Origin of the sequence: Archangium sp., from assembly GCF_036388035.1 — a bacterium.
Lineage (GTDB): Bacteria > Myxococcota > Myxococcia > Myxococcales > Myxococcaceae > Archangium.
The window spans coordinates 23,962-39,600 of sequence record NZ_DASVSO010000580.1 but is presented as its reverse complement, the minus strand read 5'-3'; the positions used below and the strand labels follow the sequence as shown (position 1 = coordinate 39,600).

Below are 15,639 nucleotides of genomic sequence, written 5' to 3'. Positions count from 1 at the left end.
GCCTGTCTGGCCGCCTGCTCGCGTTCCAGGAAGAGATGTGCGAGCACCCTCTCCTGCCCCTCTGGACAGGAACCGCCCCATGCCGTTCCCGCCGCTCCGCTGGAGCCTCCTGCTTGCCCTCGTCTGCCTGCTCGCCCCTGGACCCTCCCAGGGTGCCGGGAAGAAGAAGCCACGTGTAAAGGCCTCCCGGCACCTCGTCGCCATCCCCGGCGGCGAGGCGCTGCGCCGCGATGCCGCGGCGGCCTTCCACCGCATGCACGCCGCGGCCCGGGCCGAGGGCTTCCGGCTCTGGGCGAGCAGCGGCTACCGCACCGTTCGCGAGCAGCGCCTGCTGTACGAGCGCTACCGCAAGGGGCTGGGCCCTCGGGCGGCTCGCCCCGGGCGCTCCAACCACCAGCGTGGCATCGCGGTGGACCTGGCCGTGGGGGACGAGGAGTCTCCCATCTACCGCTGGCTCGCGAGCCATGCGTGCCGCCATGGCTTCCGGCGCACGGTGCCCTCCGAGCCGTGGCACTGGGAGTACCGGCCTCGCATCACCCGAGCCCCTGCCTCGGGCCGAGACTGCGCTGGCCAGCCCCTGCCGCCCGCGGCACTGTCGCGCAAGGCCTCCCCGGACCTGAGCTGACGGGGCGCCAGGCCAGGACTGCCCGCTTTCGAGCACCCACAATGTCCCGCAGTGTCCCTCTCACCCTGGGGACGGATGCGTGGGGAGGGGGTGAGCGCCAATGTGGGCGGCCTCTCCATGACCGCCCTTCTGATCGCCACCCTGCTCTGTCACGCGGCGCTTCCCGCCAGAGCGACGCTCGCCCAGGCGGGGCCCCCGGGTAGCGCGCAGCCTCCCGCGGTGACTCCGCCCTTCCAGCCCGAGGTCTCCGACCCGATGCTGGCTCCCGTCCCTCCGGCGCCAGTCCAGGTGGCCTCCTGGCAGGAGGCACTCGACCAGCTGCGCCAGCGCTCCACGGACCTGCGCACCGCGCTGGCCCGGGTGGAGTCCGCCGCGGGGCTGCGGCGTGCGGCGCTCGCCGGACTGTTGCCCTCCCTGAGTGGCTCGGTGTCCGTCCAGTACAACGTGCTCGACCCCAGCTCGACGCCCCTTCTCGGCGGAGGCATCGGCGGCGGTGTGGGCGGAGGCGTCGGAGGGAGCACGGGCGGAGCGGAGGGAGCGCCCACGCCCACCTCGCCGCTGGGGACGGGCGTGCTGACGGCCACCGTGCCCTTGTTCAACCTGAGCGCCATCCAGTCGCTGCGCTCGGCGAATGCGTCGCGCCGTGCCGCCCACCTCACCCTGGAGGAGACGCGGCGCCAGCTCACCGGCGCGCTCGCCCGGGCACTGGCACGGGTGGTGTCCTCCGAGCGGCTCGCCGAGGTGAACCGCGTCAACCTGCGCTCGGCCCTGGAGCGGCTGGCGCTCGCCCAGCGGCGGCTGGAGTTGGGAGCGGGCACCCGGCTGGACGTGGTGCGGCTGCAGCAGGACGCGGAGTCGGCGCGCACGGCGGTGGTGTCCGGCGACGAGTCGCTGCGGCAGGCGCGGGACACGCTGGGACTGGTGCTGGGGGTGGAGCGGCCCGTGGGCGTGGCGCGCGGCGTAGAGTTGCAGGAACTGCTGGACCAGGCGCAGCGGGCCTGCCGGAAGCTGGAGGGCATGGAGACACGGCCGGACCTCGCGGCGGCGCGCGCGCGGCTCGAGTCGGCCGAGCTCACCGTGGCGGCGGCCCAGGCGCAGTACGCCCCCACGCTGGCGGCGCAGAGCACCGCGGTGGGCCTCACGGTGGATCCGGGCTTCGCGCGGGTGCCGGTGTGGAACGTGGGCGCGGTACTCACCCTGCCCTTCTGGGAGGGAGGCGCGCGCGAGGGCCGCGTGCAACAGGCCCGGGCCGAGGAGGAGGTGGCACGCGAGCAGGTGGTGTCCAGCCAGCGCGCGGCCACGGTGGAGCTGACGCAGGCGGCGCGCGAGGTGGAGGTGGCGCGGGTGGCGCAGGAGATCGCCGCCCGGGCGCGCGCGCTGGCCGAGGAGAACGACCGGCTCACCCGCCGGGCCTTCGAGGTGGGCACGGGGACGAGCCAGGAGCTGGTGGTGTCTGCGGCGGCGCTGCGGCAGGCGGAGCTGGAGCTGGTGTTGCGGGACTTCGAACTGCTCCAGGCGCGGATCGAGGCATTCCTCGCGGAGGCGGCATGCGACTGGTGAGACAGCGGGTGTGGGGGGTGTGGCTGGCGGCCCTGGCCCTGGCGGGGTGTCGCGGCTCGGAGGGGAAGGGCCCGCAGCAGGCAGGCCCCGGCGCCGGGCAGCCGATGCCGGTGGAGGTGCTGGAGCTGAGGCCGGGCCCGGTGCGCGACGTGGGCGAGTACCTGGGGACGCTCATCTCCCGGCGCAGCGTCACCCTCTACCCGCAGGTGGCCGGCTACGTGCGGCGCATCGGCGTGAAGCCCGGCGAGCAGGTGAAGGCGGGGCAGCTGCTGCTGGAGGTGGACCCGAGCCGCGAGCGCGCGGGCGTCCAGAGCGCGCAGGCGCAGCGCAACTCGGCCCTGGCCCAGCGGCGGTACGCACGCAGCACCCGCCAGCGCGCCGAGCAGCTCCTGAAGGAAGGCCTCATGAGCCGTCAGGACTACGAACAGGCGGTGGCGCAGTCCGCGGCGGCCGAGGCGAGCGCGCGCTCGGCGGAGGCGCAGTTGCAGGCGCAGCAGGTGGAGCTCGGCTTCTACCGGTTGACGGCCCCCTTCGCCGGCGTGGTGGGGGACATCCCCGTGAAGCCGGGCGACTACGTCACCCCGCAGACGGTGCTGACGAGCGTGGACCAGAGCCGCGCGCTCGAGGTGTCCGTGGCGGTGCCGCCGGAGCGCGCCTCGCAGGTGAAGGTGGGGAGCACCTTGGTGGAGGTGCTGGACGACGAGGGCAAGCCGGTGGTGAGCGCCCCCGTCTTCTTCGTGGCCCCCACGTCCGACCCGAGCACGCAGCTGGTGGAGCTGAAGGCCGCCTTCGACAACACGGTGGGGCTGCGCGCCGGCCAGGTGGTGCACACCCAGGTGGTGTACGAGACGCGCGAGTCGCTGCGGCTGCCCACCTTCGCGGTGACGCAGCAGAGCAGCCAGTTCTTCGCCATGGTGGCGGCGCAGGCGGACGGTGGCACCACCGTGGCGCAGCGCCGGCCGGTGAAGCTGGGAGGGCTCGAGGACAACCACTACGAGCTGCTGGACGGCCTGGAGGCGGGAACGCCCGTCATCGTCGGCTCGCTCCAGCAGCTTCGAGATGGCCAGCCCATCCAGCCCAAGCCCGTGCAGCGGCTCCCGGGTGAGGGCGAGGGGCCCGGCGTGGGCGGTGCCGCGGACGCGGGCACGGGCGGCGCTGGGGACGCGGGCATGGGCTCGAGCCCGGACGGGGGGAAGTGAGCCCCCATGTTCTCCGACCTCTTCATCCGCCGGCCCATCCTCGCCAGCGTCATCTCCATCCTCATCACCCTGGTGGGAGCCATCTCCATCCCCACCCTGCCCGTCGAGCAGTACCCCAACCTCGCCGCGCCCCAGGTGACGGTGCAGTCCACGTACATCGGCGCCTCCGCCGAGGTGGTGGAGAGCGCGGTGACGACGGTGCTGGAGCGTCAGCTCAACGGCCTGGAGGGCATGCGCTACATCTCCTCCACCAGCAGCAACAACGGCACCAGCACCGTCACCGTCACGTTCGACCCGGAGCGGGACCTGGACGTCGCCGCGGTGGACGTGCAGAACCGGGTGGCCACCGCCTCGGGGCGACTGCCCGCCGAGGTGAACGCGCTGGGCATCACCATCAACAAGACGCAGTCGCAGCTCCTCATGTCCTTCGGCCTGTATGACCAGGAGGGGCGCTACGACACGGGCTTCATCAGCAACTACGCGGACGTCTACATCCGCGACGCGCTGCTGCGAGTCGAGGGCGTGGGCGACGTGCGCATCTTCGGCGAGCGCCGCTTCGCCATGCGGCTGTGGTTGGACCCCACGAAGCTGGCGAGCCGGGGGCTCACGGCGCAGGACGTGGTGGGCGCGCTGCGTGAGCAGAACGTGCAGGTAGCCGCGGGACAGGTGGGGCAGCCGCCCTCGCCCCAGGGGCAGACGTATCAAATCAACGTGCAGGTGCTCGGCCAGCTCTCCACGCCGGAGCAGTTCGGCGACATCGTGGTGCGGCGCGGCGAGGACGGCACGCTGGTGCAGGTCAAGGACGTGGGCCGGGCGGAGCTGGGGGCGGAGAACTACAACCAGCTCTTGCGCTTCAACGGCCGCGACGCGGTGGGCCTGGGCATCTTCCAGCTCCCCGGCTCCAACGCGCTGGAGGTGCGCGAGGGCGTGGTGGCCGAGCTGGAGCGGCTCGAGGGCAACTTCCCGCCGGGCCTCGTCTACGAGAAGGCCTTCGACACCACGGCGGCGGTGGAGGAATCCATCAACGAGGTGCTGCACACGCTGCTGGAAGCCATCGTGCTGGTCATCTTCGTGGTCTTCATCTTCCTGCACGGCTGGCGCAGCATCCTCGTGGTGGCCACGACGCTGCCGGTGTCCCTGGTGGGCACCTTCGCCTTCGTCAGCGCGTTCGGCTTCTCGCTCAACACGCTGACGCTCTTCGGCCTGACGCTGGCCACGGGCCTGGTGGTGGACGACGCCATCGTGGTCATCGAGAACGTCGAGCGCCTCATGGCGGAGGAGAAGCTGCCGGCGCGTGAGGCCACGCACCGGAGCATGCGGCAGGTGGGCGGCGCGGTGGTGGCCACGGCGCTGGTGCTCTCCGCGGTGTTCGTCCCGGTGTCCTTCTTCCCGGGCACCACGGGCGCCATCTACCAGCAGTTCGCGCTCACCCTCGCCTTCTCCATCGGCCTGTCGGCGCTGGTGGCCCTCACGCTGTCTCCGGCGCTGTGCGCCCGGCTGCTGCGCCCGCACGAGGGGCGGAAGTGGCGTGTCTTCCGCTGGGTGGACCAGGGCATGGACGCCTTCCGGCGCGGCTACGCGCGCTTCCTGGGCCGGCTGCTGACACCGCGCGCCCGGTGGGCGGTGCTGGGGGTCTTCGTGGTGTTCCTCGGCATCACCGCGCTGCTCTATCGCCTCACGCCCACGGGCTTCATCCCCGAGGAGGACCAGGGCTACCTCATCGTCGCCATCCAGGGCCCGGAGGGCACGTCGCTGGACTACACGCGGCAGGTGCTCCTCCAGGCCGAGGACGTCCTGCGCGAGCAGAAGGAGGTGAAGGACATCTTCACCGTGGGCGGCTTCTCGCTGCTGGGCACCGGCCCCAACTACGGCGTCCTCTTCGTCAACCTCGCCCTGTGGGACGAGCGCGAGGAGAAGGAGCAGAGCGTGGCGGGGCTGGTCAACCGGCTGCGCGGGCCGCTCGCCGCCATCCCCGGCGCGCGGGTGCTGGCCTTCCAGCCCCCCACCATCCGCGGCGTGGGCAGCGTGGGCGGCTTCGAGTTCGTCCTGGAGGACCAGCAGGGCACCCACACGCTGGAGGAGCTGGCGGCGGCCACGCAGCAGCTCGCGGCGCGGGCCAACCAGTCACCGGAGCTGCGCAGCGTCTTCTCCTCCTATACGGCGAGCACCCCGCTGCTCAACGTGTCGGTGGACCGGGAGAAGGCCAAGGCCCTGGGCGTGTCGCTGGACGCGCTCTACTCCACGCTCCAGGTCTACATGGGCAGCCAGTACGTCAATGACTTCACCTTCGCCAACCGCGTCTACCGCGTCTACGTGCAGGCGGCCATGCCCTTCCGAGATGAGCCCCGGGACATCTCCGCCTTCTACGTGCGCTCGGCCCAGGGGGACATGGTGCCGCTGGAGAGCCTCGTCACGGTGAAGCCCGTCACCACCGCGCAGAACATCCAGCACTACAACCTGTTCCGCTCGGCCACCATCAACGGCCAGGGCGCGCCCGGCAGCAGCACGGGCCAGGCGCTGGAGGCCATGGAGGCCGTCGCCCGGCAGCACCTGCCGGCGGGCTACACCTTCGAGTGGACGGGCCTGTCGCTCGAGCAGAAGCAGGCCTCGGGCAAGGTGCTGCTCATCTTCGCCCTGGGCATCGTCTTCGTCTTCCTCGTGCTGTCGGCGCAGTACGAGAGCTTCGCCCTGCCCTTCGTCATCATGCTCGCGGTGCCGGTGGCGATGATGGGGGCGCTGGCGCTGCAGAACCTGCGCGGGCTGGCCAATGACGTCTTCTGCCAGGTGGGCCTGGTGATGCTGGTGGGCCTCTCCAGCAAGAACGCCGTGCTCATCGTCGAGTTCGCCGAGCAGCTGCGTCAGCAGGGCCGGAGCGTGGTGGAGGCGGCCATCCAGGCGGCGGACACGCGGCTGCGGCCCATCCTGATGACGTCCTTCGCCTTCCTCCTGGGCGTGGTGCCGCTGGTGCTGGCCTCGGGAGCGGGGGCCGCCTCGCGCAAGTCGCTGGGCACGGCGGTGTTCGGCGGCATGCTGCTGTCCACCTTCGTCAACCTCATCTTCATCCCCGTGCTCTACACGCTGGTGGAGCTGGCGCGCACGAAGCTCCTCAAGCGCCACGAGCAGGGAAAGCCGCCGACGCAGGGCGGAGGACAGACGCCGCACCCGGCCTGAAGCCCTGGTGGACGAGGGCAAAAAAACAGCGGCGGGCGACCCCTCTGGCAAAGGGCCGTCCGCCGCTCTCGTGTGGCCGTGAGGAGACGGCCGCTGCCTTCTAGAGCAGGCTCCGTGCCAGAAGGCAACCCCTTGAACTCCTGGGAGCCCCACGTTCGACCTGGTGCGTCAACGCTCCACCTCCCCTTCCAGGGCTGTAAAGCGTCCTGACACGCCTGCCGCATTTCCTTTGGATTCCAAGCGGTTGCCGCATCCCACGGGGACTGTCCCCAAAACGGACAGCCCTGTCCTCGTTTCGAACAACCTGCCCGGAAAAGCAACGGGCCGCTGGCTCGGAGGGGCTGTCCCCCCATGCCAACGGCCCGAAGTCCTTCTCACGTCAGCGCGGCGGAATCAGCGGACCTGGATGGCGTCCGCGATGACCACGAAGCCCTCGGGGGCCCAGCGGCTGACCTGCACCTTGTTCCAGCCCGCGGAGAAGTTGAACGTGCCCAGCGTGTTCCACCGGCCGCCGTTGACCTGCTGGTTGGCGTTCACCGTGGCCAGCTTGGTGCCCGCGGCGTCCCACACGATGAAGGGCGTGGCCGAGGAGCGGTTGGTGCCCGCGGTCCACCAGGCGTCGACGGTCTTGGTGGCCGCCGCCGGCAGGTAGAACCAGAAGGTCGCCGCGTCCGACACCGCGGCGGTGGGCGAGTGGTAGTAGCCCGAGCCGTAGTAGCCCGCCGTGCCCGCCGAGGACGTCCAGTTGGTCGACAGCTCGATGTAGCCCTTGGAGGAGTCGTTGCTGGCGTTGTTGCTGTCGATGATGAGGCCCGTGGTGGGCGTGGTGCCGCCGTCACCGCAGTAGCTCTTCACCTTGCTGATGTAGGTGGACCACGGCCAGTTGGGACCCGGGTCCGTGCGGCTCGAGGGCTGCAGCCGGCCGTGCGCCACGATGTGGTAGCTGTCGCGAACGATCGTCTGGCCCTTGGTGATGTCGCACGTCAGCTTCGCCGACGCGTCGATCTGCCCGGCCGGGAAGCTCGACTGGCTGGCGAAGCCACCGTGCTCGATGCCCACCGAGAAGTTGTTGACCGACGAGCCCTGCAGGCCGCACATCACGCCACCGTTGAGGTTGCAGTCGTAGCTGGCGCCCACGTGCCAGCCGCGGCTGGCCTCACGCACCAGCTGCGAAATCTCCGAGCCGCTCTCGTTGACGACGTAGTGCGCGCTCACGCCAGAGGCGGAGTTGGTCAGCCAGCTCCAGCAGCTCGAGTAGCTGCCCTCACAGGTGTGGATGACCACCATGGAGACGTCCGTGCCCGTGGGACGCGAGTTGTAGTTGGGCGAGGGGCGCCAGATGGAGGCCGCGTAGTCCGGGCCCGCGACCAGCGCGTACTTCGAGGGGGCAGCGAACTGCGCCTGCACCTGCGAGGGCATGAGCGAGACGGCCACATCGCCCGCGGGCGTCTGGGCCACCACGCCCTTGCGCAGCACGTCATACACCGCGCCGTGGACGTACTCGGCCTGCGCCTCGGTGCCGGAGATGCCGCTGAACTTCGCGGCGGCAGGCGCCCAGGCGCCCAGCTCCGAGCGGTTCACGTTCAGCTCGGTGGCATACGCAGACAGCAGCGCCGCGGCGGCCTGGATGTTGGCCTCGGGCTGGGTGCGCACCGCCTCCTCGGACACGCCGGCCAGGCGCGCGCCCTCGGAGAGGCGCTCACCGCGCAGGGCCATCAGGCCGTACGCCGCGGGCATTCCCTCGAACTCCTCGCCACCCCGCACCATCTCGAAGCGCGTCTCCGTGTAGGAGATGGCCTTGAGCAGGTCAGCGGGGACGTTGAACCGGGCACCGGCCTGGGCGAAGGCGGCATCCAGCTCGTACGGGGTGCGCTCGGCCTCGCGCTGCGCGGGGGTGCGCGAATCCTCGATAACGGCGGGAGCGGGGGTGGACGTCGGCTCCTGCGGGCCGCAGGCGGCCAGGGAGAGCGCGGCGGCGGCAGCGGCCACCAGCGGCTTACGAAACGGGTGCATGAGCACTCCTGGGGGGTAAGGGGTCAATCAACGGCCCTTCCCCCTGCTCGGGGTGAGCCGCGCGCGGGACAATGCATTTTCTTGGAGAACAAGGGAAGACCCAGCAATCCAGGAAATGGTGACTTTGTCCCAAATGTCGCCCTGTCCCCACTTGGCACGCGCGGAGAACCTCCGCCCCGGGTGTGCCAGGACGGGGGCCGGAGAGGCTCAGAGGTTGAGGCGGTACACGCCCAGGGAGCCGCCATCCGGGTTGGAGGCATCGCGCCGGATCCAGGCCATCACCGGCGAGCCCGTGCCCTCGTCCCGCAGGAAGACCGGCCAGGGCGTCGTCTCATTCGAGATGGGGTGGAGGAACTGCTCCAACCGCACCCAGGTGCCCTCCCGTAGCCCCCATACCTCCAGCCTGCCGGGAACGCTCCAGGCGAGCACGGGCTGCCCGGAGGCGCCCAACGCCAGCGCCGAAACGACCCGGGAGGCCCGGCCACCCGTCGAGGCTGGAATGGGCTGACCCACGGCCTGCCACGCGCCGTTGGCCCAGCGACGCACCTCGATGGCTTCGTTACCACTCCAGGCCACCAGCGGCGTCCCGTCCGGTTCCAGCGCCAGGGAGGGATGGTAGGCGACGGAGCTCGGCGGCGTCATGGGCAGGCTCTCCCACCCGGTGGACACCCACCGGTCCACCACGATGCGCTTCCCGGAATCGGTGAGCTCGATCCACGCCACCACGGGGTCTCCCGAGGCACTCACCTCCAACGCCACGCCCGCCCACATCAGGGCATTGCTCGAGCGCACGCTGTAGTCCCCGTCTCCCGACTCGCCCCGCGCCTGGAGCACCGTCACCTGCCCTTGCCCCGTGGTGACCTCCCCCGCCATCCGGGCGACCCGGGGGAGTCCCGAAGGGGAGAGGCCCATCACCGCCTGATGGATGCTCGGGAAGTCTTCCGCGGAACCGGTACCGACACTCCCCAGGGATTTCCACTGCCCTGCTTCCAGGCGGTGCAGGTAGGTCGTGAACGAGCGACTCTGGTTCGGCAGCACGTTCCAGGCGGTCGTGGCACGGCCCTGGACATCCAGCGCGAGGCTATTGGCGGCGAGGACAGCGCCCTCCGCGAAGTTCAACGACCCGGAGCCCGAGGGGAGCGAGTCCCACTTCGTGCCGTTCCATCGGCGCAACACGACGCTGCCGGGGACCCGGCTCCAGGCGACCATCGGTCGGCCCTCACCGTCGAGCCGCAGGGCGACCCCGTGCTCGATGAACCCACGAGACGAGGCCGCCAGATCCGCCATGGCATCCCCCAGCGACAGCACGACCGGCACCTGCCAGGACCAGCCCGAGTCACGTGCGGGGACCAGGACATTGCCCGCCGCGTCCTCCACGCCTCCCACGAGCAGGGCGGTGAGGGTGACGGGTGGCGGGTAGCGGCGGAAGGGGCTCGGGAAGAAGAGCGTCTTGCCATCCGGTGACAGGCTGGAGGGCGCGAGGCGCTCCACCTCCCGCCCGTCCACGCTCAACAGGAGCGAGGCGGTGGCGAGCGCGGAGGCCGCGAGGGGCTCCGAGAAGACGAGCGAGACAGGCGCATCCACCGCGACATCCTTCGCCTCGCGCGCGGGCGTCACCGAGACGAGCTGGGGCGGGGTCCGGTCCAACACCACCTGGAGCCCCTTGCTCGAGAACACCTCCTCGCCGACGAAGGCGCGGGCCACCAGCGTGTGCTCGCCCTCGGGCCAGTTGCGTGTGTCCCAGCGGTAGCTGGCCTCGGTGAGGTTCGCCACCCATGCCTCATCCACGAAAAGCGACATCCGCTCGGGCGCGATGCCCCGCACGCTCAGGGCAATGCCCAGCTCGCCTCGGGTGACCGTCCCCGCACTGGGCAGGATGAATCCGATCTCCGGCTCGTCGCCGCCCCCACAGCTCACCGCGAGTGCGGCGCCCAGGATGAGTCCCAGGAGCCCGAGTTGCCTCGACACGAACATGTCCCCCTCCACTTGAGTCACCCCCCGGCGGAGGCGTGCGCGCGGGTACCTACCAGACCCGCTCCGGGTGCGAAACCCACTCGCGGTGGGTATGCGGCGGGAGGTGACGCCGGAGGCTCGGCGCGAGCGCTCCTTCATGCGCGCGAGGGACGGACGGCTCAGGGAGCAGACGAGGAAGGCGAGCAGGACTCCCGTTGCGAGGGAGCATCCGCCAGAGCGCGGGAACGCCGAGGCAGCGGGGGCGTGTTATGTGAGACGGCATGCCTTCCCGACGTCCTGAAATCCTCGCTCCCGCGGGAGACCTCGAATCCCTCCAGGCCGCGCTCGCCAGCGGAGCGGACGCCGTGTATTTCGGGCTCGACGAGGGCTTCAACGCCCGGGCCCGCGCGGACAACTTCTCCCTGGAGCGCCTCCCCGAGACGATGGCGCTCGTCCACCGGGCCGGGGCCCGCGCCTACGTGACGCTCAACACGCTCGTCTTCGAGCCCGAGCTGCCCGTGGTGGAGCGCATCCTGCGCCGGGTGGCCGAGTCGGGCGTGGACGCCCTCATCATCCAGGACCCGGCCATCGCCCTGCTGGCCCGCGCCATCTGCCCCCAGCTGGAGCTGCACGCCTCCACGCAGATGACCGTCTCCAGCGCCGAGGGCATCCGCTTCGCCCGGGGCCTGGGCGTCACCCGCGTCGTCGTGCCCCGCGAGCTCTCCACCACCGAAATCCGCCGGCTGGCCGCACAGACGGACATGGAGCTGGAGGTCTTCATCCATGGCGCCCTCTGCATGTCGTGGAGTGGCCAGTGCCTTACGAGCGAGGCCTGGGGTGGTCGCTCGGCCAACCGGGGCCAGTGCGCCCAATCCTGCCGCCTGCCGTATGACCTGGTGGTGGATGGCCAGACGCGCGACCTGGGCGAGGTGCGCTACCTGCTCAGCCCCAAGGATCTCGCGGGCGTGCGCGCCATTCCCGAGCTCGTGGACATCGGTGTCCACAGCCTGAAGATCGAAGGCCGCCTGAAAGGCCCGCAGTACGTGACCACGACGGTGCAGGGGTACCGGCGCTGGGTGGATGGCGTCATGGCCGGCAAGCCGGATGAGCAGCGGCTGGCGAGCGACCTGGCCGAAATGGCCCTCACCTACAGCCGCGGCTTCTCCAATGGCTTCCTCGCGGGCTCGGACCACCAGACGCTCGTCGAGGGCCGCTTCCCCAAGCACCGGGGCCTGTACCTCGGCCGCGTCCGCTCCGTGTCCGGCAAGGAGGTGTTCGTCACGCCCGATGAGCGTCCGTGGACGGGTGGGCTCGGCCTGGGCGAGGAGCGCCCCGAGTCCCCCCACGGGCAGGTGGCCTCTCCCCTCTCGGGCGAGATGGAGCCGGCCGCCGTGGACCCGCGCCCGGGCATGGGCGTCGTCTTCGACGCGGGCACGCCCGAGGACAAGCACGAGCCCGGAGGCCCCATCTTCCGCGTGGACCGCCGGGGCAACGGCTGGGTGCTGGGCTTCGGCCACCCGGGCCCGGACCTGGGGCGGGTGGCGCCCGGCCAGCACGTGTGGCTCAACAGCGACCCCTTCCTGGCCCGCCGCACCGAGAGCCTCATCTCCCAGGGCGAGCCCGAGGGCCGCATCCCGCTCACCCTGAAGGTCTCCGGCGCGTCGGGTGGACCCCTGCGCCTGCACGCCAGTGCCTGGGGACATGAGCGCTCCGCGACGAGTCAGACGCTCCTGGCTCCGGCCCGGGGCGGTGGCCTGGACGAGGCTCTGCTGCGGGACAAGCTGGGCGCCTTTGGCGGCACGCCCTTCACGCTGGCGCACCTGGACTGCGCGGAGCTGGCGCCGGGCCAGCACCTGCCCGTCTCCGAGCTCAAGGCCCTGCGCCGCGACCTCGTGGCCGAGCTCACCACCGCGGTGGAGCGAGGCCCCCAGCGCACGGTGGCGCAGACGTCGGTGAAGGAGCAGGTGCGGGCCTCGCTCCTCGCGCGCGTGCCCGAGGCACCGACCGAGGACGGACCGCGCCTGCTGCCCTTGTGCCGCGACGACGCGCAGCTGGAGGCCGTCATCGCCGCCGGCCTGCGCGAGGTGGAGCTGGACTGGATGGAGATGGTGGGCCTGCAGCGCGCGGTGGAGCGGGCGCGGGCGGCGGGGCTGCGCGTGACGATCGCCACCGTGCGCGTGCAGAAGCCGGGCGAGGAGGGCTACGACGCGCGCCTCGACAAGCTGCGGCCGGACGCGGTGCTGGTGCGGCACTGGGGCGCGATGGTGCACTTCCTGGAGCGGCCCGAGGGCCAGCCGCGCCCGGTGCTGCACGGGGACTTCTCGCTCAACGTCACCAACTCGCTGACGGCGGCGCACCTGCTGAGCCTGGGGCTGGACACCCTCACCTTCTCGCACGACCTGGACGAGACGCAGCTCTTCTCGCTGCTCGACCACGCGCCGGCGCGGCGCTTCGCGGTGGCCCTGCACCACCACATCGCCACGTTCCACACGGAGCACTGCGTGTACTCGCACACGCTCTCCAACGGGCGCGACTTCAAGAGCTGCGGCCGCCCGTGCGAGAAGCATCAGGTCTCGCTGAGGGATCGCATCGGGCTGGAGCACCCGGTCATCGTGGACGTCGGGTGCCGCAACACGGTGTTCAACGCGCAGGCGCAGAGCGCGGCCTCGCTGGTGCCCAAGCTGCTGGAGCGCGGCGTGCGCCGCTACCGGGTGGAGTTCGTCCGCGAGTCGCGGGAGGAGGCCGCCCGGGTGCTGGCCGCCTACCAGGAGCTGCTGGCCGGCAGGATTTCTCCGGCCGAGGCGGTGCGACGCACGGCCGTGCACGAGCAGTTCGGCGTCACGCGCGGCACGATGAAGGTGCTGAGCTGACCTGGAGGGGCGTTTGGATGAAATGCCCCCATCGGAGGTGTTACAGGACGCACGGTGGACGAGTAGCGAGCCCTGGAGGGCTCGTGCTCATGCCTGCCTGCTGTGCCTCTTCTTCACCTGGGCCAGGGGTTCTCGGTGTCCAACAAGATTTCACGATTGGGGTCGTCTCCGTCCGTGGAGGCGCCCAGCGACAAGCCGGTACGCGCCCGCCTCCTGCTGGTGGACGACATCCCCGCCAACCTGGTCGCCCTGCAGGCCATCCTCGAGCCGCTGGAGCAGGAGCTGGTGCTCGCGCACTCGGGGGATGAGGCCCTGCTGGCCCTCCTGAAAGGGGACTTCGCCTGCATCCTCATGGACGTGCAGATGCCGGGGCTCACGGGCCTGGAGACTGCCGCGCTCATCCGCTCGTGCGAGCGCACCCGCCACATCCCCCTCATCTTCATCACCGCCCTCAGCCGCGAGGCGGCCTACATCACCCGCGGCTACGCGCAAGGGGCCGTGGACTACCTGCTCAAGCCGGTGGACCCGGACATCCTGCGCTCGAAGGTGCAGGTCTTCGTGGACCTCTACCTGCGGGGTGAGCAGCTCAAGCGTCAGGCGCTGGAACTCGCCGCGCACCGCCGCGCCCAGGAGGAGTTCCTGCGCGCCGCCGAGCTGGAGCAGCAGCTCGTGGGCATCGTGGGCCACGACATCCGAACGCCCCTGTCCGCCATCCTCACCACGGCGCGGGGGCAGCTGGCGACAAACCAGCTCGCGCCCACCCAGCGCACGGCCTTCGAGCGCGTGATGCGTGGAGGCGAGCGCATCCATCAAATCGTCGACCTGCTCCTGGACTTCACCCGCGCGCGCATCGGTGGCGGCATCCCGGTGTCCCGCCGCCCGGGGGACCTCAACGAGATGTGCCGCAGGGTCGCCGACGAGCTCCAGGCGGCGCGCCCGGAGCGGACGCTCCTGTGTGACTTCTCGCCCGAGGCGCTCCTGGGCGAGTGGGACCAGGAGCGGCTGGCGCAGGTGCTCGCCAACCTGTTGGACAACGCGCTCAAGTACAGCCCCCAGGACACCCCGGTGCGGCTCTCCACCCAGGAGCAGGGCGCGGAAGCGGTCCTCATCGAGGTCCACAACCAGGGAGCGCCCATCCCCGAGCACCTGCTGCCCCTGCTCTTCGAGCCGTTCCGCCGGGGCGAGTCGACGGAACAGACGGCCCGCACGAGCCTGGGGCTTGGGCTCTACATCGCCCACGACATCGTCCGGGCGCACGGGGGCTCCCTCACCGTGCACTCCACCGCCGAGGAGGGAACGACGTTCCGCGTCTGCCTCTCGCGGCCCTCCCGGCGAATGGAACGCTCCACTCCGGGCGACAAGGCCCAGGAGGCCTACCTGGCGTGAGCACGCCTCCCGGAACGCATCCGGGAAGCGCGTCCTACCCCTTCACCGCCCCGGCGGTGAGGCCCGCCACGATGCGGCGCTGGAAGACGAGCACCAGCAGGATGAGCGGCACGGTGACGGTCACCGACGCCGCCATGACGAGCCCCCAGGGCAGCTCGAACTCGGTGTTGCCACCGAGCAGCGCGATGGCCACCGGCACCGTCCGCGTCTCGTCCGACAGGGTGAAGGTGAGGGCGAAGATGAACTCGTTCCACGCCGCGATGAAGGCCAGCAGCCCCGTGGTGACCAGCGCCGGGCCGAGCAGCGGCAGGAAGACGCGCGTCACCACCACCCAGGGCGAGGCCCCATCCATGATCGCCGCCTCCTCGAGCTCGATGGGCAGCTCGCGCATGAAGGTGGTGAGGATCCAGATGGTGAAGGGCAGCGTCAGCAGCATGTACGAGACGATCATCGACGGCAGGCGGTTGTAGAGCCCCAGCGAGCGGACGAGCTCGAACATCCCCGTCAGCACGGAGACCTGGGGGAACATCGACACGGAGAGAATGGTGAGCAGCAGCGCCTTGCGGCCCCGGAACTGGACGCGCGCCAGCGAGTAGGACGCGGTGACGGCCAGCACCAGCGACACGAGCACCGTGGAGAACGACACCAGCACCGAGTTGAGCAGGTTCTGCCCGAAGGGGCCCTGCTTGAACACGGCCGGGTAGTTGCTCCAGGCGGGCTCCTTCGGCCAGAACTCCACCACGAACAGCGCGCTGCCCGTCTTCAGCGACGAGACGATCGCCCAGTAGAAGGGGAAGAGCGTGTAGGCGAGGATCGCCAGCACGAGCAGCCCGAAGAGAATGCGTTTCACGAGGCGCAGCAT

At 70.9% G+C, this 15,639-nt stretch carries 9 protein-coding genes; 6 read left to right on the top strand and 3 right to left on the bottom strand.

What is annotated here, in order from left to right:
- The first annotated feature begins 79 nt into the window (after nucleotides 1-79).
- The 4 genes from VF697_RS23670 to VF697_RS23655 all read left to right on the top strand — a co-directional run bounded on the left by VF697_RS23670 (nucleotide 80) and on the right by VF697_RS23655 (nucleotide 6,555).
- Nucleotides 80-625: a M15 family metallopeptidase gene (locus VF697_RS23670; RefSeq protein WP_331098668.1), complete on the top strand. Its 546-nt coding sequence runs from the start codon at nucleotides 80-82 to the stop codon at nucleotides 623-625.
- Nucleotides 626-742: 117 nt separating this feature from the next.
- Nucleotides 743-2,185 (top strand): TolC family protein, encoded by a 1,443-nt coding sequence (locus tag VF697_RS23665; RefSeq protein WP_331098666.1) that lies wholly within the window; start codon nucleotides 743-745, stop codon nucleotides 2,183-2,185.
- Complete coding sequence (locus VF697_RS23660) at nucleotides 2,173-3,384, top strand: efflux RND transporter periplasmic adaptor subunit (RefSeq protein ID WP_331098664.1); 1,212 nt, start codon at nucleotides 2,173-2,175, stop codon at nucleotides 3,382-3,384. Before VF697_RS23665 ends, VF697_RS23660 begins: the two co-directional genes overlap by 13 nt.
- Nucleotides 3,385-3,390: 6 nt before the next feature.
- Nucleotides 3,391-6,555: a multidrug efflux RND transporter permease subunit gene (locus VF697_RS23655; RefSeq protein WP_331098662.1), complete on the top strand. Its 3,165-nt coding sequence runs from the start codon at nucleotides 3,391-3,393 to the stop codon at nucleotides 6,553-6,555.
- A 393-nt stretch (nucleotides 6,556-6,948) separates the two neighbouring features.
- Here VF697_RS23655 and VF697_RS23650 read toward each other — a convergent pair whose 3' ends face one another.
- Both VF697_RS23650 and VF697_RS23645 read right to left on the bottom strand, forming a co-directional pair.
- A complete protein-coding gene (locus tag VF697_RS23650) occupies nucleotides 6,949-8,568 on the bottom strand; it encodes an N-acetylmuramoyl-L-alanine amidase (protein WP_331098661.1) in 1,620 nt (539 codons plus the stop codon).
- Nucleotides 8,569-8,775: 207 nt separating this feature from the next.
- Nucleotides 8,776-10,542 (bottom strand): Ig-like domain-containing protein, encoded by a 1,767-nt coding sequence (locus VF697_RS23645; RefSeq protein ID WP_331098659.1) that lies wholly within the window; start codon nucleotides 10,540-10,542, stop codon nucleotides 8,776-8,778.
- A 260-nt stretch (nucleotides 10,543-10,802) separates the two neighbouring features.
- Between VF697_RS23645 and VF697_RS23640 the strand changes: the two genes are divergently transcribed.
- Both VF697_RS23640 and VF697_RS23635 read left to right on the top strand, forming a co-directional pair.
- Nucleotides 10,803-13,391, top strand: coding sequence for a U32 family peptidase (locus VF697_RS23640; protein WP_331098657.1), 2,589 nt, complete (start codon nucleotides 10,803-10,805; stop codon nucleotides 13,389-13,391).
- A 135-nt stretch (nucleotides 13,392-13,526) separates the two neighbouring features.
- Complete coding sequence (locus tag VF697_RS23635) at nucleotides 13,527-14,777, top strand: hybrid sensor histidine kinase/response regulator (protein ID WP_331098655.1); 1,251 nt, start codon at nucleotides 13,527-13,529, stop codon at nucleotides 14,775-14,777.
- A gap of 34 nt (nucleotides 14,778-14,811) precedes the next feature.
- Here the strand turns inward: VF697_RS23635 and VF697_RS23630 are convergent, their stop codons facing one another.
- A complete protein-coding gene (locus VF697_RS23630) occupies nucleotides 14,812-15,627 on the bottom strand; it encodes a carbohydrate ABC transporter permease (RefSeq protein ID WP_331098653.1) in 816 nt (271 codons plus the stop codon).
- Nucleotides 15,628-15,639: the final 12 nt, after the last annotated feature.